Origin of the sequence: Mucilaginibacter defluvii (assembly GCF_039543225.1) — a bacterium.
Classification (GTDB): domain Bacteria; phylum Bacteroidota; class Bacteroidia; order Sphingobacteriales; family Sphingobacteriaceae; genus Mucilaginibacter; species Mucilaginibacter defluvii.
Genome location: NZ_BAABJI010000001.1, coordinates 287,909 through 309,444, shown reverse-complemented (window position 1 = coordinate 309,444; position 21,536 = coordinate 287,909). Strand labels below are relative to the sequence as shown.

At 41.6% G+C, this 21,536-nt stretch carries 15 protein-coding genes; all 15 read right to left on the bottom strand.

Annotated elements, in window-relative coordinates; genetic code table 11:
- Nucleotides 1–1,023, bottom strand: coding sequence for a glycosyltransferase family protein (locus ABD960_RS01330; protein WP_345329029.1), 1,023 nt, complete (start codon nt 1,021–1,023; stop codon nt 1–3).
- A gap of 1 nt (nt 1,024) precedes the next feature.
- Nucleotides 1,025–2,107, bottom strand: a complete 1,083-nt coding sequence (locus ABD960_RS01325) for a glycosyltransferase WbsX family protein (protein WP_345329028.1) — start codon at nt 2,105–2,107, stop codon at nt 1,025–1,027.
- A gap of 23 nt (nt 2,108–2,130) precedes the next feature.
- Nucleotides 2,131–3,507 carry a hypothetical protein gene (locus tag ABD960_RS01320; RefSeq protein ID WP_345329027.1) on the bottom strand — a complete coding sequence of 459 codons (1,377 nt, stop codon included), beginning with the start codon at nt 3,505–3,507 and terminating at the stop codon, nt 2,131–2,133.
- Between the two features lie 36 nt (nt 3,508–3,543).
- On the bottom strand, nt 3,544–4,263 hold the full coding sequence (locus ABD960_RS01315; protein ID WP_345329026.1) for an acylneuraminate cytidylyltransferase family protein: 720 nt from the start codon (nt 4,261–4,263) through the stop codon (nt 3,544–3,546).
- A 15-nt stretch (nt 4,264–4,278) separates the two neighbouring features.
- Nucleotides 4,279–5,352, bottom strand: coding sequence for an Ldh family oxidoreductase (locus tag ABD960_RS01310; protein WP_345329025.1), 1,074 nt, complete (start codon nt 5,350–5,352; stop codon nt 4,279–4,281).
- Nucleotides 5,352–6,221: a hypothetical protein gene (locus ABD960_RS01305; RefSeq protein ID WP_345329024.1), complete on the bottom strand. Its 870-nt coding sequence runs from the start codon at nt 6,219–6,221 to the stop codon at nt 5,352–5,354. Before ABD960_RS01305 ends, ABD960_RS01310 begins: the two co-directional genes overlap by 1 nt.
- Nucleotides 6,221–7,456 (bottom strand): alcohol dehydrogenase catalytic domain-containing protein, encoded by a 1,236-nt coding sequence (locus ABD960_RS01300; RefSeq protein ID WP_345329023.1) that lies wholly within the window; start codon nt 7,454–7,456, stop codon nt 6,221–6,223. The genes ABD960_RS01305 and ABD960_RS01300 overlap by 1 nt, the downstream gene beginning before the upstream one ends.
- A gap of 75 nt (nt 7,457–7,531) precedes the next feature.
- Nucleotides 7,532–8,668 carry an acyltransferase family protein gene (locus tag ABD960_RS01295; protein WP_345329022.1) on the bottom strand — a complete coding sequence of 379 codons (1,137 nt, stop codon included), beginning with the start codon at nt 8,666–8,668 and terminating at the stop codon, nt 7,532–7,534.
- A gap of 22 nt (nt 8,669–8,690) precedes the next feature.
- The gene (locus tag ABD960_RS01290; protein ID WP_345329021.1) at nt 8,691–10,490 is read right to left on the bottom strand and encodes an ABC transporter ATP-binding protein; all 1,800 of its coding nucleotides are present in this window, start codon (nt 10,488–10,490) and stop codon (nt 8,691–8,693) included.
- A 31-nt stretch (nt 10,491–10,521) separates the two neighbouring features.
- Entirely contained in the window at nt 10,522–11,004 is a 483-nt protein-coding gene (locus ABD960_RS01285; protein WP_345329020.1) for a hypothetical protein, read from the bottom strand.
- A gap of 256 nt (nt 11,005–11,260) precedes the next feature.
- Nucleotides 11,261–13,663 carry a GumC family protein gene (locus ABD960_RS01280; protein ID WP_345329019.1) on the bottom strand — a complete coding sequence of 801 codons (2,403 nt, stop codon included), beginning with the start codon at nt 13,661–13,663 and terminating at the stop codon, nt 11,261–11,263.
- A 17-nt stretch (nt 13,664–13,680) separates the two neighbouring features.
- On the bottom strand, nt 13,681–14,487 hold the full coding sequence (locus ABD960_RS01275; RefSeq protein WP_345329018.1) for a polysaccharide biosynthesis/export family protein: 807 nt from the start codon (nt 14,485–14,487) through the stop codon (nt 13,681–13,683).
- Nucleotides 14,488–14,671: 184 nt separating this feature from the next.
- The gene (locus ABD960_RS01270) at nt 14,672–16,069 is read right to left on the bottom strand and encodes a UDP-glucose 6-dehydrogenase (protein WP_345329017.1); all 1,398 of its coding nucleotides are present in this window, start codon (nt 16,067–16,069) and stop codon (nt 14,672–14,674) included.
- Between the two features lie 275 nt (nt 16,070–16,344).
- Entirely contained in the window at nt 16,345–17,088 is a 744-nt protein-coding gene (locus ABD960_RS01265; protein ID WP_345329016.1) for a tyrosine-protein phosphatase, read from the bottom strand.
- A 108-nt stretch (nt 17,089–17,196) separates the two neighbouring features.
- Nucleotides 17,197–21,483 (bottom strand): DNA-directed RNA polymerase subunit beta', encoded by a 4,287-nt coding sequence (rpoC, locus tag ABD960_RS01260; protein WP_345329015.1) that lies wholly within the window; start codon nt 21,481–21,483, stop codon nt 17,197–17,199.
- Nucleotides 21,484–21,536 lie beyond the last annotated feature (53 nt).

Here is a 21,536-nt window from a genome sequence, read left to right as displayed (position 1 = left end):
CTATTGGGTTATGGTGGTGTATAGGTCTACATGCAGCTTGACTGAATGAGACAATGAAAATTGCTCTTTAGCTGCTTCTGAAACTTTGCCGCATTCTTCAATAGATAGTGCTTTCTCTAAAGCAGTGATCACAGATAATTCATCCGCTCCATTAAATTTCGGAAAGCCAAACTTATCTAAAACTTCAGTAATATTTCCATTTTCAGGCCCTACTACATATTTATTAAACGCCAGAGATAAATAAACTACTCCAGATGTCAAATTTTCCAGTCTCGGTATTAGAACGACATCAGCAGCATTGAAAAAAAATTGGACTTCATTGTGTGGAACGAATTTAAAACCAAGCCACTGATTTGAAAACACACTTTTAAAATAATGCTTTAATCTAATTACCGTCTTTTTTAACGGAAGTTTTTTAAAAGAATACCGTTCAAAAAAACCAGGTATTAATAAATATTTGTTAGTGATATTTAATTTGGAGAAAGCCTTAAAAATAAGTTTTTTTTCATCCTTTGTTCTAATCATTCCAAAGCATAATATAACCTTAGCTTTTTCAGGTATACCAAGCTTACTTCTAGCCTCACTCCGACTTACCAAATTTGGATAACTTGTGTAAACATGGTGTGGAATAACCTCATTTATAGTTCTATTATCAGCAAACCGTTCAAAACTGTATCGTCCCAAATGAATAACCGCATCAGCCGTTGCATATGAAAAATCATAAAGTGACTTAAAGCTTAAGGCATCTTCCTTATTTGGCAATTCATTATGCCTTGTAATCACTATTTTACTTCCACGCCCTTTCCAAGTTTCAAACCGAACTTTAAAATGATTTAACTGTTCGTCAGAGGGGGCTAACCATTTAAATAACTCTTCGGGCCATTGTATATGAACAACATCAAATATTTCATCGGATTCCCAAAAATCAGTAACTGAATTTTTAATTTCCATTACTTTTGACAACTCTTTTACAAGTTCTGTTATATATGGATTATTAGCATTTGATGTCAACAAAACTTTCATATCAACCCTCAACACATTTTTTTAAAACTTCTAAATATGAATTTTCAGTTTCGCGATCAGGCTCAATGTAATTACCTTCAGCCCATTCATTCCAAGATTTAAGAAATGCTATACGCTCCTGCTCTGGTTTATTTTGGATTGATTTGATTACGCTTTTAACATGTATCTCAAAAAGCTCAGCCGTTGAGTCCATTAGTACTACTCCCCTTTTTTTACTTCTGGGCGTATTATCCCAACGTGGCACTATGTTAGGTAAATAGCCTTCAGGTAATCCATCCGCTTCTTGCTGAGCAATAAAGTCTTTATACGATATGCGGCGCGGTAGAAAAAATGAATTATAAAGTGGAAACTTTCGGCGAGCCTTCATTTGAATATTTCCAAATTTTTTCTTTTCTACTTGCGTTACCACAGGGCTAATTGCATTTGACACAAGAGCGTCCATGCTTACCTCAGACGGTTTCTTACCATTGAGTACACCAACAAAATATACGCCAGGGAGTCCGTTTTGCTTGGCAAGTCGCTGCCATGTTGAAACGAAAAGATGTATATCGAAATCTTTATCTCCTGGACGATATATGAGAAATAAAGGTTTTCCGTCTACCGTTAAATATCTTTTATCCAAAAAAGCTGGTAAAATTGTGTTAAAATGATCCTCAAAGTCCCTCACATCAGGATATTCTTGTTTTATAAGCACAGTACCCGGTGAACCATGCCATATTCCTGACCAAGTCTCGTTACCCCACCCAAGACAGAATGGAAAATCAGGTGTACCTGATTTAACTACCTCATCAAAAACACGATCAAGAATACGACGTCCACGGCCAAACCAATAATGCCAGTAACAAAATGCTTCCACACCATGCTCTTTAGCCAACTTAGCTTGTGCTTCTCTTATTTCAGGCAATCTTAAGTCATAAAAACTCAGATCTCCGGGAATGACCGGTTGTTGATGCCCTTTATAAAGAGGCTTAGCTGCCGCTACATTCGTCCATTCTGTAAAACCTTTCCCCCAAAATTTGTCGTTCTCAGGTATAGGATAAAACTGTGGCAAATAGAATGCAATTACTCTGGCTTTTTTATTCATAGTCAGTCTTTACAAGATATATTTTAACTTTTAACGGCTTGATTTAATAACGTTTGTATGCTTTTTTTATAAGAATATTCGATATTTCCAAACTGATGTTTTAGCAACATTTCTACCTGCTTCTTTTTATCGTTTTCAAGAGAATGAGCACTTTCTGTAATTTTGTTGAGAAGCTCTTTTTCATCACTGAACTTATCATTAAGTCCTCCATAATCAATAAAATATTTATCCTCGTACCTAAAACAAGCTTTGTGTTTTAACAACGATGTAAAATATACAGTAGTAGAATGGCAAATACAGAAGTCAGAATCATCTATGAGTTTTAGTAATAATGATGAATCTTGATAAATCTTATTAAGATTAGTGCATTTATCAAACTCATAATGCTCCATTTTATTAGTAGGGTGCATTAATACATCAAACCGATATCCCGTTTCGGATGCAACTATTTGCGAAATGCGAAGCATATCAGCATTTGACTGCCTTAGTGTACTTCGAGAGAACAACACAACGAATTTATTTGATGGCAATCTGGTTTGGTCCATTGTAGTATAGTAATCATCTATTTGATAGTCTTTTACAGAACTGCCTGATAATAATACTTTCTTAACCGTTTGACCATCCACATTAAAAACGTTTACAATACTTTCTCCCCAGCCCAATAAGTAATCAGCAGGTGAATTCAAATAATTAATAGCTGATTGAGAGTATTGATCATCTTTGTGCCTGATATATATACCATGCTGTAATGTCCCTGTCACTATACCCTGTATTTTTGCAGATTGGACAAAGATATTACCGTACTGCTTCATATCTGAGAAAGCAATCAATAAATCTACATTATCTAAGAGTTTGTTTAGTTTAATATTCTCAATCACATCATAATAAAAAAGACATTTGGCAAGCAGATTTATATTCTTTGATAATGACTGTGACTTGAAGGACTTTTTAACTGATACGTTAGATAATACTTTTACTACAATTATAAGCTTGTTTATGCTTGAGCCAAAAGCAAATCGCTTTTTTAGTTTAACGTCCTTAACAACTGTAAAAACACGTATTTTATAATCGTTCAATTGATTTAAGACAAATTCACATTGTTTTAAATAATCACCACGATTATCATCATCCATTACAAAACCAATAGTATTGCTACAAGATGCATTACCTGATATGTTGGTTACAGAAACTGGTAAATTTAAGTTCTTATAAAACAAACTTTTTAATAAAAATTTCAGTTCGCCTGCAAGATTATATTTTTTACCATTACCATCTATGTGATGAAGATGAGATAACTCATTCGCAATTATCCCTCCATAATTATAACCACGGAAAGTTACGCGTTTCCATTTTTCCCAGTGGGGGAGAAACTTGTCTTTGTATTCTTTGCCGACGATCATATTCTTTTGAATAATTGCTTACTAATAGTGTAATGATTACGAATCCAGTATGTCTTTTTTAGCTTGATATAGGGCGCGAGCCATTTCTAGGTCTACAGGTTCGTCAATGTCTATTGAGCGCCATTTTTCCATTTCTACGTACCCGCATTTTGGTCCGATACGACCGATAGAAAATAGTATATCACGCTTGGTGGCATAAATGGCTTTGTTCTCTGCCCATTGGTTCCATGATTCTTTTTGGCGCGGCATACGCTTGTTTGGGTCGTAATTACGCGGTTCTACTGTAGTTCCTTCGTCGGTTACACTCCATAGGTAACGGGTATCATAGTATAAGCTCAATGCCGAATCATATCCCTGGTTTTTCACCAGATCAATAGCAGCATCAATAGCTGATACATTACGCAGCGGCGCTGTCGGGTATAGCAATACTACTATATCAACGTGCTTATCCGGGTTAGCTTCCTCAAATTGCTCTACGGTCCATTTCAGCAACAAATCAACTTCCTGCAATATCTGGTCATGGGCGTACATATCCGGGCGGGTCATGGTATTGGCACCCCACTTTTCCGCTACCTGACGGATTTCTTCGTCCTCACTGTTTACAATATACTCGTCAATCAGCGTGGCCTTTTTCGCCTGTGTAATGGTATGTGCAACAAGTGGCTTTCCACCCAGATCGATAATATTTTTACGCGGAACGCCTTTTGAGCCGCCCCTTGCCGGTGTAATAGCCAGTACTATTGATTTCTTCTCCATATTAAGATATGTATATCAGTTTAAAATTATCTCATTAATTCCGGTTACATTCAGTTCATCAGCAACCGATTGTAACGATGCAAAAATCTCGGGCTCCAGAGGGATGCCTGATGTAGCGCGTTCAGCACTGATCAATTTTTCCGGATCGCCAGGAGCCATTATAGCGCGGCCATCAACGGATGGCAATGCACGCAGGCGGTCCATTTCTTCCTGCAGTTCCTGCGCAAAAGCCTGTAGCGGCCTGAAGCGGTTGATATCAAATACCAGGTAAAACTGACCAAGCAGTCTTTTACCTGATATATCGGCACCGTACATGGCACTTACCTGGTCGCCGTTAGGCATACCGCATAGCGCGCCGCAAAGTATATCTACCAGCAAAGCAATCCCAAAGCCTTTATAATCTCCAAATGGCACCAACAGCTCGGCTAATTTAGCATCAGTGGTGATGTTGCCATCCTTATCGGCAGCTACACCATCAGGTAAGGCAAGCCCTAACTGGCGGTATAATTGTATTTTATTACCGGTAATCTGCGTAGTAGCGGCATCATAACATAGCGGCTCTTCGTTTTGCAACGGAAAGGCATAACAAAATGGGTTAGTACCTAGAAATGCCTTTTTTGAACCTGTCGGGATAAGCCTCGGCGTGGTGTTAGTTACCGCTAAAGCAAAAAAGCCTTTTTTGGCGGCTTGTATGGTATAGTACGCCAACATACCGCAATGCGACGAATTGGTAACCGTTACCGCGGCCATACCTTGTTGGGCAGCAATCTCCATAGCCTTATCAATGGCTGTTTGGCCTGCCGGGAAACCCAGTGCATGGTCGGCATTGATGATGCCGGTGGTTGGCCCCGTCTGTTCAAATTTAAATTCTGGCTGTGGGGTTAAACGCCCGGCCTTTAGCGCCTTTACATAATGAGGCAATAACCGTATACCATGCGAATCAACACCGCGTAATGATGCCTGCACCAAACCCTCGGCCGCTGTGCGCGACGAAAGTCCATCAAAACCGGCGGCAAGCAACAACTTTTGGGCAAAGGCCTCCAGTGCTGCTGCATTTACATTTATAGCTGATTCTGTAACGTTTTCCATTATGGTTTCGGATATGTTTTTAAGCCGTTAATGGCCATAAACTCTTTAATAATTTCCTCGTTTTCCAAAAAGTAGTTGAGCCCTTTCCAATTGTATTGGTTAATAACAGCGTTTGATTTACCTGTTTTAAAAACCTCTGTATCTTCGCAATTGGCGCCGCTACCATCAAGCCCTATATTGTCTATCACAGCCTCCTTTGGATATACCGCAAAGGTGGATGTTAGATAATGCAGCAATATCCAGCTCACGCTCCATATATCTACCTGGCCTTTCAAAAACTTTTCAGATTTTGAGAGGATGGCCATATCGGTCGAGAAATCCTCTATCGAAAAGCCGATTGTATCAAATAACGATACCACTTTTGCCAGGTCAACTTCGTACTGCTGCCATCTATCCGCCCATGTTGCCCAGCCCCATGTTGAAAAGCGGTTGAGCAACAATAAATCAGCTTCCGGATCAAATATAAAGTTACAATTCGGAAACAGGTAGCCACAAAGGCTCCGTATTTTCTTGTTATCCTTCAGCTCGGTAAGGCCTTGCCTGAAAAATTCATAGCCCCCCGGTCTTAATACACAATCATCCTCCAGCAATATAGCAGCATCAGCTCCATCAGCAAACGCGTCGCTCATGGCCGTACGTACACTTTTTGCAAGGCCAAACTTTTCGGTACGCTGGGTAAGCGTAATGTTCAGTCCTTTAAAGTTGTGTACAATGTCAAGTATTTGCTTTTGGTTCTCGATCACTTCGGGTTTGTCCGAGTAATCCAAATAGGCTTTAACGTGCGCTATGCCATTGGCCGCCAATCCCTCAAGCGTACTTAACGTGTGCTCCGGACGATTGTACATCAGAAGTAACAAGTCAATCCTCATTACCCATTGAAGTTAGGATTCGGAATAATGTATGCATGACCAACCTGGTGCAGTGGCCTTGGCGGATTATGCATTTCGTCAATATATTTTATTCCTTCTTCCAAACCTTGCAAACGTATGGCCGGCTCAATCAGGTGCTCCTCAATAAACGCGCTCGCACCGGCCTTTATCAACTCAATTACCTCTTTACGGTTACGAATGTTACCCACTCCGCGAGACATCATGATATTCAAACCTGAAAACTGGATCAGATCCTTATTCAACAGGATGTAGTGCGAACCGAAACCGAAAGGTATACAGTGTGTTGACGGGCTCAATATATTTTTGTTATCCCAGATCGGCGCTGTATTACCTGATGAACTATCGAACAATAGGTTACAACCACGGCCACCAAAATGAGCTTTCATTTTTTTGGCGATATCTTCAATGCTGCTGTTCAGTTCGTGCCTGAAACCAAGGCTTTGCTGTTTGTTGTTCAACTCGCCTACAATCTCTTCAGGCAATACATAAGTTTCTATAGATTCCGGATCGATGGCTTTTATCACCGCCAAACGCTCTTCTGATGAATCCAAAACAAATATTCTTGATTCAGGGCAGGTACGGTTGTGTATATAAGCGGCTATCAAGCCAGAAAAACCTGAACCTACTAAAAGCAACCTGCGCATACGTAATGAATCGGCATGGCGGGTAAGCGCGTTACGCACATCGGCAATTAAAAAGCCGAACATGAAAGGCATTAACTGTTGTATGGTCGGGTTTTCGTGTTTACGGTAGCATATCTCATACGAGTATTTTGGCAATACTACGTATTTGGCGTATGAGCCGTCGTAGCTGTGCTTACCGTGGCCTATGATGGTACTCTCGCCGTAGTCGCACTCGGTATAACGGTGTAACACAGTACAGGCGTAGCAATCGTAATGCTCACAGGGCACGTGGCCAAATACAGTTACATAATCACCTTCGGCTATCTCGCGCGCATCAGCATTTGAGCGGATAACACGGCCAACGCCACCGTTACCAAAAACAAATTCGTCATCAATCATAAACTCATCACGACGCGGGTGTATACCATCCGGGTGCGAGGCCAGCCAAAAGCTTCCGTGCATAGGTATGGCAAGCATTTCAACTAAAATTTCACCTTGCCTTAATTCCGGAACACTGGCTTCTTCCAACGTAGTTTTGAGCGTTTTTTGCTCTTTATTTAACCAGCGTGTAGTGATCTGTAAGTTTCTCATCTGAATTTATTCAATTTGATTACAATTGTTTTATACTATTATTTAAACACCCGTCACTTATCCCTACTAAATTGTTTACCTGATTATAGGCGTTGCAGGTACCGCGGTACCCGGCTTTTCTTCTTTAAAATATTTATCGCGCAGCGTAAGGAAAGGCTTTTCAACAAACCTGTACAGATAACTTGATATAATTAAGTTAAGCGCGAAGAACAACACAAAGAATATAAGCGAATAAACACCGCCCTTTAACCCGAATTTCTCTTCAACCGTGTTGAGCACGTATACTACCGGAAAGTTTATCAGGTAGATTGAGTATGACCACAGCGATATTTTATATATAGCCGTATAAACAAAGTTTGAACTCTTAGTTTTTAAATTATTGCAAGCCGGTAAAAACAAGGCAAATGCTATCGTCATCACCGTTAGAAAGAACACCTGTACAACCGGGTTAACGCCTTCCATTGCGTTATTATTTAAATAGAACACGAACAAACCTGCCGCTATTACAGCGCCTATTATAGCGCCGGGGCCAACCAGTTTTTCATAAGTTTTACGGTGATAAAATTTCAGGAATGCTACGAATACACCGGTCATCATGGCATCAAGCCTGCTGATCACGATCATGCGGGTTTGCCAGAAATAGTAATGTTTTACAGTTAAGCAATAAAAGCGGAAACCTATCGGTACTATAATAAACAACAATGTTGCAGTTAAGAATGCATTACGGATGCTGAACTTGAATACATACCTGAAGAATAAAACAGCCAGCGGGTAAAACATGTAAAACCACTCCTCAATACATAAACTCCATGACACATTGAAGAACGATGGTTTAACCCAGGCAAAATTTTGTAAAAACACAAAGTACCAGCTCAAATGCTGTATGCGTATATGTGGCGGCTTAAGCAAAAGCACGCAGGCTATGTTAATAAATATAAAAAGGTAATAGTTAGGCAGCGTACGCATCCATCTGCGCACCCAAAAAGTTTTGAGGGAACCGCCGGTAGCTTCTTTCTCAAATGTTTTGATCAGTATGCCACCAATAAGGAAACCGCTAAGCACAAAGAAAAGTTCAACACCCCAAAAGCCCAACACAGTAATGCTTTGCTGATCGGCAATGGGTAGATAAAACCGGGCATGACTGAAAAGCACAAACAATATCGCTATGCAGCGCATCAGGTCAAGGCCAAAAATTCTTTCGTTCTTATTCATCTGCAAATATTATAACCGGTTCTTAAACTTCCTGCAACTCTACCATGCGCCTGAAACGTTCAGACGTTTCAACCATTTCGTCAAAAGTGCCGTTAGCCGCTACCATCCCTTGTTCAAGCAGGTAAATGGTATCGGCATTTTTAATGGTTGACAAGCGGTGTGCTATAATGATCATGGTATAAGTACCGTGCAGCTTTTCAATGTTATCCTGTATCACGCGCTCAGTTTCAGAGTCGAGCGCAGAGGTAGCCTCATCCAATATCAGGATGTCGGCATCTTTATATAATTCACGGGCAATGGATATACGCTGTTTTTGTCCGCCTGATACTAACGTACCATGATCGCCCAGCATGGTATTCTCCTTATCGGGCAAGCTGTCAATAAACGCGGTTAACGATGCCAGTTCAACCGCTTTATTAAAGCGCGCTAAATTTTCAGGCGTACGTTCAGCCCAAAAAGTGATGTTGTTATAAATATTATCGTTAAACACCACGGCCTCCTGCGATATATAACCAATACGGTTACGGAAGCTGTTGAGGTTATACTGGTTCAGCACATCACCATCCACCAACAGTTGGCCTGAATCCGGTTTTAATAAGCCCACCAGGATGTTAGCCAACGTGGTTTTACCCGAGCCACTCTCCCCAACAAAGGCGATGGTTTTGTTTTTAGGGATATCTATGTTTACGTTATCCAGTATCTGCTTAACCTTATCGTACGAGAACGAACTGTTCGAGATTTTTATGCCATGCTCAAATCCTTTATAGGCTTTACTTTCCTCATGCTCCTGCCCTTCTGCCATCTCTGTATAAAGGCTGGCTATCGAGTCCATCGAACCACTGTTCTGGATAAAGCTCTGCCAAAAGTTCTGTACAAGTACTAATGACATCAGCGCCCTGTAGAACAATAACAAGCTTAACAATATGGTACTTAACATGGTACCCATGTAGCTTACCTGTATATAGATCACACCCGCAACTATTAATATGATAACGGGCTCCTTAACACTATTGGTGATAGCGGCGTTATAACCCATTTTCTTATTGAACTCTTCCGAATCGCGTATTACCCCCTTTATGTGGTCAGAAAAACGTGCGAAATAGTTCGTTGATTTAAGGTACTTGAAATAGTAAATGGATTGCGTTATAAGTTTATTAAACTGGTTACCTGTTTTTGATATGCTCAGGGAAGCGCTTTTAGTTGAGCGATAAATACGCCTGTACAGCAAACTTGATATACCCGCGCCCACACCTACAATAAGCGCGAACTGATAGTTAGCCAAAAACGCCAGCACCACATAAGTTAACAGCATTACTGCCGACTGTATGGCATTGAAATAAAACTTAACCGTTTGGTTCAGCCTGCCCACCTCACCGGTCAGGGTGTTTTGAATACGGCCGGTATCAAGCTTTAAAAAGTCGCGATAAGTTAAACCCTGCAATTGTGCCAGCATGGCAAAACGTATGCGGCGCATAAAGTAAAACCACAATTGCACCTGCCCGTTTTGCTGAAAAAACTTCAATCCGCCCTTAACAGCGAACAACAGCACCAGCACAACAAGTATAGAGTTAAGATTGATCTGGAAACCAAGCGAGGTAATGGCATCCGTTAAAAAGTGCAGCTTACCCATTGACTTGCCCGACGAATTCATTTCGCCGGTATCACTAACTGATTGCAGCAGGGGCATAAACATAGCCAGGCCCATACCATCCAAAAAGCTTACCATGATACCTAAACCGGTATTTAAAAGCAGCTTGTTGCCTATAACGTTATAGTAAAATTGGAAGTACCCTATAAAGTTGTTTTTAAATTTCAGTTTCATTTATCAATCGGATATTCTTGGTATCTATAATTTAACGCTCCCATATTAATAGCGCTTCGTTAGTAGATATATAACTGTCTACTTCCTCCGCATCCATTATCAGCAAACGTATTTTGCGCTTTATAACTTTTTCTGCCTTTTCAACCAGTTTTGCAGCATAGGCACGGTTAAGTTCGGCGCCTACAAGTAACAAGTCTATTACCTTACTATCGCGTCCCCGGGCAAAATCGCCGGTTATGTAAGCTGATTGCAGATCGCCAATGCGGCGCAATACTTTTTCAATAATTTCATCAATGCCTACAAACTTGAATATTATGTTATTCAGTTCGTTAAAAAAGGGGTGAGAGCGGTTTGCCTGATATAATTTTTTATTTCCGGAGGCTGACGATACCAACAGGCCGGCATCTTCAAACCTGTTTAACTCCAAACGTATAGCATTGCTTGATTCGCCAAACTCGGATTCCAGGCTACGCAAATAAGCTCTGGTATCGCTGTTAAGAAAAAATTTTAACAACAATTTAATTCGTGTTTTCGATGTAATCAGCGTCTCGAGCATATTTATTTGGCGTGCTGCGTAGATGTTTAAACGCGCTTAACTCAACATCATAAATGAGTAATATAACTACTCATTTATTATCTTAACACAAATTAAGGCAAAAAAAATGACTAAATGCAAAAAATAGTTCATATTTTTTGCATTTAGTCATTAAAAAGGTGTTTTTATTAATAAAATGCATATTTAATGATATGCATTTGTTAAACTTTACATTCTAAAAACGACTCAGGAATTTAGCTATTTTCTTTTTGAAAGAAGTATTTGTACGGTTATTATCATCTGAGTAATAGCCATATCCGTAGCCATATCCATAGCCATATCCGTAGCCATATCCGTAACCGTAACCGTAGCTTCCTGTTGACTGAATTGCATTCATTACGATACCCAGCTTAGGCAATTTGCGCTCTTCGTAAAGCTGATTGAGCATCTGCACTTGGTTTTTTTGGGTATAACCATGCCTTACAATGTACAAGCTCAGATCAGCCAAACGGGCAAGTATCAGGGTATCAGTAACCAGGCCTACCGGTGGTGAGTCAATAATAATCTCATCAAAATTTTGCTTCAGGTAAGCGATCAGGTCGTCCATCGCCTGTTGCTCCAATAACTCGGCAGGGTTTGGTGGAATAGGCCCCGAACTAATAATATACAGGTTTGGATGTACCTCGCTCTGCTTAACAATTTCCTCTTTTGTAGCCTTCCCGATCAGGTAATTACTCATACCAAAAGAGTTATCGATACCCAAACTTGTTGAGATTTTTGGTTTACGTAAATCGAGCTCTAAAACAACCGTTTTACGGTTTGATATCGCGAAAGCAGCACCCAGGTTAAGCGCCACGAAGCTTTTACCCTCGCCAGACATGCTGGAAGTAAACAACGTTACATGCGATTCCTGCTTGGCGCCAAACACAAATTGAAGGTTAGTGCGGAATGCCCTGAACTGCTCGGCAATTGCTTTACGGCTTTTAGGCTTAACCACTACCGGCTCAAAACCATCACTAAACATAATTTGGCCAAGTATTGGCGCTTTGGTTTTATCCATCACATCCTGCTGGCTCGCAATCTTATTGTTAAGCTGATCTTTAATATAAACATAGCCGGTTGACACAACCAGGCCTAACACCAAAGCCAATGTATAAACAATTTGCGCTTTAGGTTTTATTGGTGAATCATTCACATAAGGTTCATCAATTACACGGCTATCGGCAATGGTTGCCGCATATGATAAGGCTGCTTCCTCGCGTTTTTGCAACAGGTAGGTTACCAGGTTATCCTTAATAGTTTGCTGGCGTTGCAGGTCTATGAACTGGCGCTCCTGCTTCGGTATCTGCCTGATGGCCCCTTCCATCCGGCTGGTAGTAGAGGTTAGATCGCGCTTGGTAAGTAATAACGAATTTTTCATTACCTGCACACTCTCGCTTATCGCTCTTTTCGAAGCTTCTATCTGTACCTGCAAGGGCTCTAATAACGGATTATTAACCGTACCGTTTGACAATATGCTTGCCTTTTTTGCTTCAAGATCGGTAAGATTGGAAATTAAACCTAACAATACCGGGTCATTAAGGCCAAGTGTTGTAGGTACTGAAGATGTTTGATCTGCATTGGCTACGTATTTCTCTATACCCTCTATAACGCTCAACTGGATGTTTACCTCGTTCAGCTTAGCGTCAACAGTTTGAATATTCTTCAACACCATATCCGCCTCTGATGAGATATTGGTTAAACCCTTGCTGCTTTTGAATTCTTCTACTCTGCGTTCGGCTATGTTAAGTTCACTGCCTAACGAGTCTAAACGGTCCTGAACAAACTTAAGCGTACTTTCGGTAACCAGGTTTTTGTCCTCAACGGCGGCTTTGTTGTACTCGAAAATCAAGCGGTTTAAGATGTCAGTTCCCCTTTTTGGTATAACATCCTCAAGGGAAATCTGTAAAACTGTAACGTTTTTAGTTGGTAGAGTAATTAATAAACTACCTAGTAAACGGTTTGCAATGAGGTATGGCTTGGCAATCTTGATCTTGATCTCATGGCCTTTGAACGCCTGAACATCTTTGGTATTATCAATTTTCCATGAACCGAAGAATTTATGGTATATCTTACCAAACTCTCCATTGAATTTTTCACCCTCTTTATTTTGAACCACGAATTTATTGCCGCCTAAATAAGTGAACATCAATTCATATGCGCGCGAATTAGGGTTAAATTCAATAGCGTACATATCTATAGGCCCATTTTTGTATAACGGCCGTTCAATAATGTCGTTAGTTGAGTAATATTCAATGCCCAGGTTTAGGTTGGTGACAACCTTTTCCATCAAGGCTTTTGATTTCAAAATCTCGATTTCGTTTTCAACAACTTTATTATTGGAGAAGAGGTCAATTTCGCTCAGAGCCATTTGCGGAGCTGAACCATTTTTTGAGTCGTTCTTAATTAATAACGAAGTTTGCATCTGATACACCGGCGGGGTGTAGCGCATGTAAAAGAAAGCGGCACAAATAGCGATAACCGCTGCAACAACATACAACGGCCAATGATAGAGGTACCTGAATAATATTTGCTTAAAATCAACCGATTCTTCGTCAGTATTTTGCACGTTTTGGGCAGTTACTGTTCCGTCTTGCATAGTTAAATGGTGGTGGTTTAGTTACTACTAAACCGGTAAATTAAAAGTGAAACGGTAGTTAAAATACTTACTATTAATGTAGTGTTCTGATATAAGTTTTCGTTTCGTTCCAAACGTTTAATATTGGGCTCAACGTATATCACATCATTGTTGTTCAGGTAAAAATACGGCGACTCAAATACCTTTTTTGAACGCAGGTCTAACCGTGCAAACTGCATCTGATCGCCGTTTTGCCTAATCACCAACACATTCTCCCTGCGCGCGGTAACACGTAAATCACCCGCAAGGGCGATAGCCTCGAGCACACTTACACGCTCGTTAGTGATCTGGAATGTACCCGCGCGGGTAACATCACCTGTTACAGAAATCTTGAAGCTAAGCATCCGCACGGTAACTGTTGGGTTTTTAACATACCGCGCTGCCAGTGCCGTTACGGTATCTTTAACCTGTGTAGTGGTTAAACCCTTTACCTTGATTTTCCCGAGGGTTGGCAGTTCCACCTCGCCTACTTCGTTTACCAGGAAACCTCCGTATTGTAAGGTATTGGCGTTGTTGTTATTGTTACTGCCGCCACCCATACGCGATTCGGTCATGTTATCACCGAACAACACATTACTCTCGGCGCTTAGCGAGGTTACCTTAATACTCAATACATCATTCGGCTGTACTATTTGCGGCCTGTATTGCTCTAAAGCTATTTTTACCTGGGTTGAGTCCAGATCCTGAAAATAAGGGACATTTTTATAGGAAACGCAGGATGTGAAGCTATAGCTAAGCAACAGAAATGCAATGATTACCCTGCAATCGCGAAAAATTCTATACATAAATTAAAATGATCATTTTACAATACTAACACTTTTTTTCCATAGCAAAAACAACCACACGCATGCGCTTATATAGCCAAAACATTATAAGCAGATAAAAAGCCCTTAAATGGGACATTTTACCTGCAAATTCAGACTTGAGTTAGTTTGATACAAAAATTCATCGCGGTAATTAAGCCATCGCTTATTTACCGATAGTATATACTTTAAAACCAATATCGGTTAAAGCGGCAGAATCAACAATGCTGCGGCCATCAAACACAAACGCCGGCTTTTTCATATTGTCGAAAATGCGCTGCCAATCGTAAGTTTTGAATTCATCCCACTCGGTAAGGATGGCGATAGCATGCGCATCTTTACAAGCTTCATAAGGGTCGGTAAAATTTGTAACCAGTTGCTTGTTCTTTTCAGGGCTGCGTGTTCCTAAATAATCAAGGTCAAAAAACACCTGAGATTCCGGTACTTTAGGATCGTAAACGGCAATGCCCGCTTCTTCGTTCAACAACGCATCAGCTACATAGATAGCGGCAGATTCGCGTGTATCATTAGTATCCTTTTTGAACGCCCAACCCAGAAAAGCGATCTTTTTGCCTGACACGGTATTGTAAAGTGTTTTTACAATATTGTTGGCAAAGCGGCTTTTTTGATGATCGTTCATAATGATTACCTGCTCCCAGTAATCAGCAACTTCTTTCAAGCCATACGAACGGGCAATATATACCAGGTTCAGAATATCTTTTTGAAAGCATGAGCCGCCAAAACCTACAGAAGCTTTAAGAAATTTAGGGCCGATACGGCTATCCGTACCAATTGAGCGGGCTACTTCGGTTACGTCTGCACCGGTACGCTCACAAAGTTCAGACAGTGCGTTGATCGACGACACACGCTGCGCCAGAAAAGCGTTAGCAGTAAGTTTTGATAACTCTGAGGACCAAAGGTTAGTGGTCAATATGCGTTCGCGGGGCACCCAGTTGGCGTAAACCTCAACAAGTGCGTTAAGCGCTTCCTGCCCCTCAGGGGTGGTGTCTCCACCTATCAATACACGGTCAGGCGCGTGCAAATCTTCAACCGCCGTACCCTCGGCCAAAAACTCCGGGTTCGATAGTATCTGGTAGTTTACACCATTACCGGTATTTTGTAAGATATTTTTTACCGCCTCGGCCGTACGTACCGGCAAGGTTGATTTTTCCACAACGATTTTATCGTCTTTAGCTACGCGGGCAATCTGGCGCGCGCATAGCTCGATGTACTTTAAGTCAGCAGCCATACCCTTACCGGTACCGTAAGTTTTGGTAGGTGTGTTTACTGATATAAATATCATTTCGGCTTCATCAATAGCCTTATCCACTTCTGTTGAAAAGAACAAGTTACGGCCACGTGCTTCAGCAACTACCGTTGACAGGCCCGGCTCGTAAACAGGAATATTTTCTGTATCGGGATCATTCCAAGCAGCAATTCGCGCTTCGTTCAGATCGACTACGGTAACTTTTATATGCGGACATTTTTGTGCGATTACTGCCATGGTAGGCCCACCAACATATCCTGCTCCAATACAGCAAATTTTAGTGATTTTCTTGTTCATATATAGATTGAAGTGAGTTATAAAGTTTGGGTTTATTACTATATAGAAAAATAATTATTATGAATTTATTAAACTACTGTAATAACCACAGTATTACTGTGCTAAGATAGATATTAAATTAAATTTTCTTACTAAAATAGAAAAAAAATGAAAAGAAATTTATTTTTATCCGCCTTTTATTATCAAAATCGCAAACCGAGATAATACAGTCGTTTAGAGGCTTAATACGTTATACATCATATATTGTTTGCCAGCAAGATAAATATTCATCAATTTTAACCGAACAATTCCTTATTTCGAAAACCATAATCTTTAACTTCGTCATAAACATCTTTCCAGATACGGGCATCCAAAAAACCCTGCAAATGTTTATCGTGATGGAAATCAGTACCTGCCAGCGCGTAAACGCCTTCTTTAAGCAGTTTCAACGCCGTATGTTTAGCTTCTCGGCCGTAATACCCCGTTACCGATAACAGGTTGAGTTGCAAAAGGCAGCCCATATCCTTAAACCGGTTTATTTTTTCGGGTTTGCGGTGGTAAAAGGTATAACGCTCAGGATGTGCAAGTATAGGCTTATAACCGCGTACGTTTAGTTCAAATATATAATTTTCAATATCGGGTGTTTCTGAAAGGTACGACATTTCAATCAGTAAATGCTTACCGGGCAGCTCCATCATGCCATCGGCGGCATTCATCAGCGGGCCAAAGTCATTATCAACCATATATTCCGCAGCGGCAGATACACTTACACCAAGCCTTTTAATTTCGTCAGCCGCCAGTACCTTTTCAAGAGCGCCTGTTATAGTACCCCGATTATTGGGGTGCACCTCCATAAAAATATGTGGCGTACATATAAATTTTTGAAACCCTAATTGGTTTAGAGATTTAATATAGGATATACTCGATTCCAGATCGGGCGAGCCATCATCTATACCGGGCAGTAAATGAGAGTGTATATCAGTACCCAGCCAGTCAAACCGCACCTCAGGCAATGCCTTCTTCTTAAAAAAACTGAACATAATAGCTTAAGTTAACGGATAATTTACTTTTAGGTTTGCAACCGCCTAAAATAAAAAAGCCTTCCGTTATAACGGAAGGCTTTGATAAATATTTGTTCGCCGAAGTTTTTATGCTTCTACGTCTTCGGTTTTTGAAGCCATCAAACGGTCAAACTCTTCCTGAGAGCCAACGCGGATGTTTTCGTACTCGCGTAAACCGGTACCTGACGGGATCAGGTGACCTACGATTACGTTCTCCTTCAAACCAAGCATGCTGTCGCGTTTACCAGCTATAGCGGCTTCGTTCAATACTTTGGTAGTTTCCTGGAACGATGCAGCCGAGATGAACGACTTAGTACCTAATGACGCTCTGGTAATACCTTGCAGTATCGGGCTTGATGTTGCCGCGATGGCATCTCTTACCTCAACCAGTTTCATGTCACGGCGTTTAAGTGCTGAGTTCTCATCGCGCAGTTTACGCAATGAAATGATCTGACCCGCTTTAAGCGTAGTTGAATCTCCCGGATCAACCACAACTTTCTTGTCAAATATCTCATCGTTCTCCATCATGAAATCCCAGCTGTCAACAGCTTCTTTTTCAAGGAAACGGGTATCACCTGCATCTTCGATAGATACTTTCTGCATCATCTGGTGAACGATAACCTCAAAGTGCTTATCGTTGATCTTCACACCCTGTAAGCGGTAAACTTCCTGAATACCATTTACCAGGTACTCCTGCACAGCTGCAGGGCCTTTGATGGCCAATATATCGGCAGGTGATATTGAACCGTCAGAAAGCGGCATACCTGCTTTTATAAAGTCGTTATCCTGTACCAGGATGTGTTTTGAAAGTGGCACCAGGTATTTTTTAACCTGTCCGTCTTTCGACTCGATAGTGATCTCGCGGTTACCACGTTTAACACCACCTAAAGTTACCACACCGTCAATTTCAGTAACAACGGCCGGGTTTGATGGGTTACGTGCCTCGAACAACTCAGTTACACGAGGCAGACCACCTGTAATATCTCGCGTTTTACCTGTTGAACGAGGGATTTTAGCGATAACCTGACCGGTTTTAAGCTTATCACCTTCGTCAACCGCGATGTGCGCACCTACCGGGATGTTGTACCCTTTGATAATTTCGCCCTTGTTATCCGCAATCTGGATAACCGGATTTTTGGTTTTATCACGAGTATCGATAATAACTTTTTCGCGGTGACCGGTTTGCTCGTCAGACTCCTCACGGAAGGTAATACCTTCTAATACGGCGTCGAACCTTGCAGTACCTGCAAATTCAGAGATGATAACCGCGTTGTACGGATCCCATGAACAGATACGGTCGCCTTTGGTGATCTTGCTGCCATCCTTGATATACAGGTATGAACCGTATGGGATGTTGTTAGTCATGATCACTTTATTGCTGCCCTCTTCAATAATGCGGAATTCGCCTGAACGGCCCAACACTACATCAACAGCGCCTTCTTCTGTCTCATACTCAACAGTACGTACGTTCTCAAATTCGATAATACCATCAAACCTTGCGTTGATCTGAGATTCAGCCGCGATGTTTGATGCGGTACCACCCACGTGGAAGGTACGGAGTGTAAGCTGTGTACCCGGCTCACCGATTGACTGTGCCGCGATAACACCCACAGCCTCGCCTTTTTGCACGCGTTTACCGCTTGCAAGGTTACGGCCGTAGCAAAGCGTACATACACCGCGTTTGCTTTCGCATGTTAATACCGAACGTATTTCTATACCCTCTAACGGAGAGTTCTCTATTTTTTTAGCGATCTCTTCAGTAATATCCTGACCGGCTGATACCAGCAATTCGTTAGTAAGCGGGTCGGTAACATCATGAAGTGAGGTACGGCCTAATATACGGTCGTACAATGGCTCAACGATGTCCTCATTGTCTTTAAGCGCTGTTGTGTAAATACCACGCAGGGTACCGCAATCAACCTCGCCAACAATCATGTCCTGGGCAACGTCATGTAAACGACGGGTCAGGTAACCGGCATCGGCTGTTTTCAACGCCGTATCCGCCAAACCTTTACGGGCACCGTGGGTAGAGATGAAGTACTCTAATACCGAAAGGCCTTCTTTAAAGTTTGAAAGGATCGGGTTTTCAATAATCTCACCACCTGAACCTGATTTCTGCGGCTTAGCCATCAAACCACGCATACCTGCCAGCTGACGGATCTGCTCCTTAGAACCACGCGCACCTGAGTCAAGCATCATGTACACAGAGTTGAAGCCCTGGTTATCTGTTGACAGTATCTCCATTACGTTTGCAGTTAAACGGTTGTTGATACGTGTCCAGATGTCAATGATCTGGTTGTAACGCTCGTTGTTTGTAATGAAACCCATGTTATAGTTGTTCATTACCTCTTCAACCTCTTTAGATGCCTGGTCAATCAGTTTAACTTTTTGCTCAGGTATATTGATATCTTTCAGGTTGAACGACAAACCACCGCGGAATGCCATTTGGAAACCTAATTCCTTAATATCATCTAGGAATTGTGCCGCGCGGGCCATACCGGTAGTTTTTACAACCTCACCGATAATATCACGTAATGATTTCTTGGTCAGCAACTCATTGATGTAACCAACCTCTTCAGGTACGTGCTGGTTAAACAGTACGCGGCCAACGGTAGTTTCGATCAATTTATTGACGATGCTGCCATCGCGTTCTTTGACGTTTGCTTTTACTTTAATAAAGGCATGCAGGTCAAGCTTTTTCTCGTTGTAGGCGATAATTACCTCTTCAGCAGAATAGAATGACAGGCCTTCGCCTTTTACCACACGTTTCTCATCAGTTTTACGGCCTTTGGTTATGTAGTACAAACCAAGCACCATGTCCTGAGATGGTACGGTGATCGGCGTACCGTTTGCAGGGTTCAGGATGTTATGCGATGCAAGCATCAATACCTGAGCCTCCAAAATAGCCGCGTTACCCAGCGGTACGTGAACCGCCATCTGGTCACCGTCAAAGTCGGCGTTGAACGCGGTACAGGTTAACGGGTGCAGCTGGATAGCTTTACCTTCAACTAAACGCGGCTGGAACGCCTGTATACCTAACCTGTGCAACGTAGGCGCACGGTTTAGTAACACCGGGTGACCTTTAAGTACGTTTTCTAATATATCCCAAACCAATGGGTCTTTACGATCAACGATCTTTTTGGCTGATTTTACTGTTTTAACCACACCACGCTCAATCATTTTGCGGATGATGAAAGGTTTAAACAGTTCAGCTGCCATATCCTTTGGTAAACCGCATTCGTGTAATTTCAGGTTTGGCCCTACAACAATTACCGAACGGGCAGAGTAATCCACACGTTTACCTAACAGGTTTTGACGGAAACGGCCTTGCTTACCTTTCAGGATGTCTGAAAGTGATTTAAGGGCACGGTTACCTTCAGTTTTTACCGCGTTAACCTTACGTGAGTTATCGAACAACGAGTCAACAGCTTCCTGTAACATACGTTTTTCGTTACGCAGGATCACTTCCGGCGCTTTGATCTCGATCAAACGTTTTAAACGGTTGTTACGGATGATCACACGACGGTAAAGGTCGTTCAAGTCAGAAGTGGCAAAACGACCACCTTCCAACGGCACTAACGGGCGCAGTTCAGGCGGGATAACCGGTACGATCTTAACGATCATCCACTCTGGGTTATTCTCGATGCGGCCTTGTGCATCACGGAAAGCTTCAACAACCTGCAAGCGTTTCAAAGCCTCGTTTTTACGTTGCTGAGAAGTTTCGTTTGCAGCCTGGTGGCGCAGGTTGTATGAAAGTGAATCCAGGTCTATACGCTTTAACAGTTCTTCAAGCGCTTCGGCACCCATCTTGGCTACAAATTTCTGTGGATCTTTGTCGTCAAGATATTGGTTCTCTTTTGGTAAAGTATCTAATACGTCCAGGTATTCTTCTTCAGTCAGGAAATCCATTTTCTGGATGCCGTCACCTTCTTTAATACCAGGCTGTATAACTACATATCTTTCGTAGTAAATAATAAGGTCGAGCTTTTTGGTTGGTAAGCCTAAAAGGTAACCTATTTTGTTTGGTAACGAACGGAAGTACCAGATGTGCGCTACCGGAACCACTAAGTTAATGTGTCCCATGCGCTCACGGCGTACTTTTTTCTCAGTCACTTCAACACCGCAGCGGTCGCACACGATGCCTTTGTAACGGATACGTTTGTATTTACCGCAATGGCACTCATAATCTTTAACCGGACCGAAGATACGTTCGCAAAACAAACCATCGCGCTCAGGCTTGTAAGTCCTGTAGTTGATGGTTTCCGGCTTCAAAACCTCACCGCTTGAACGCTCTAATATGGACTCCGGAGAGGCCAGGCTGATCGTAATGCTGGTAAAGTTACTTTTGATTTTATTATCCTTTTTGTAAGACATAGTCCCCTTTGATTTTAATTATTGTAGGATTTAATTATTGAACTATTGAATAT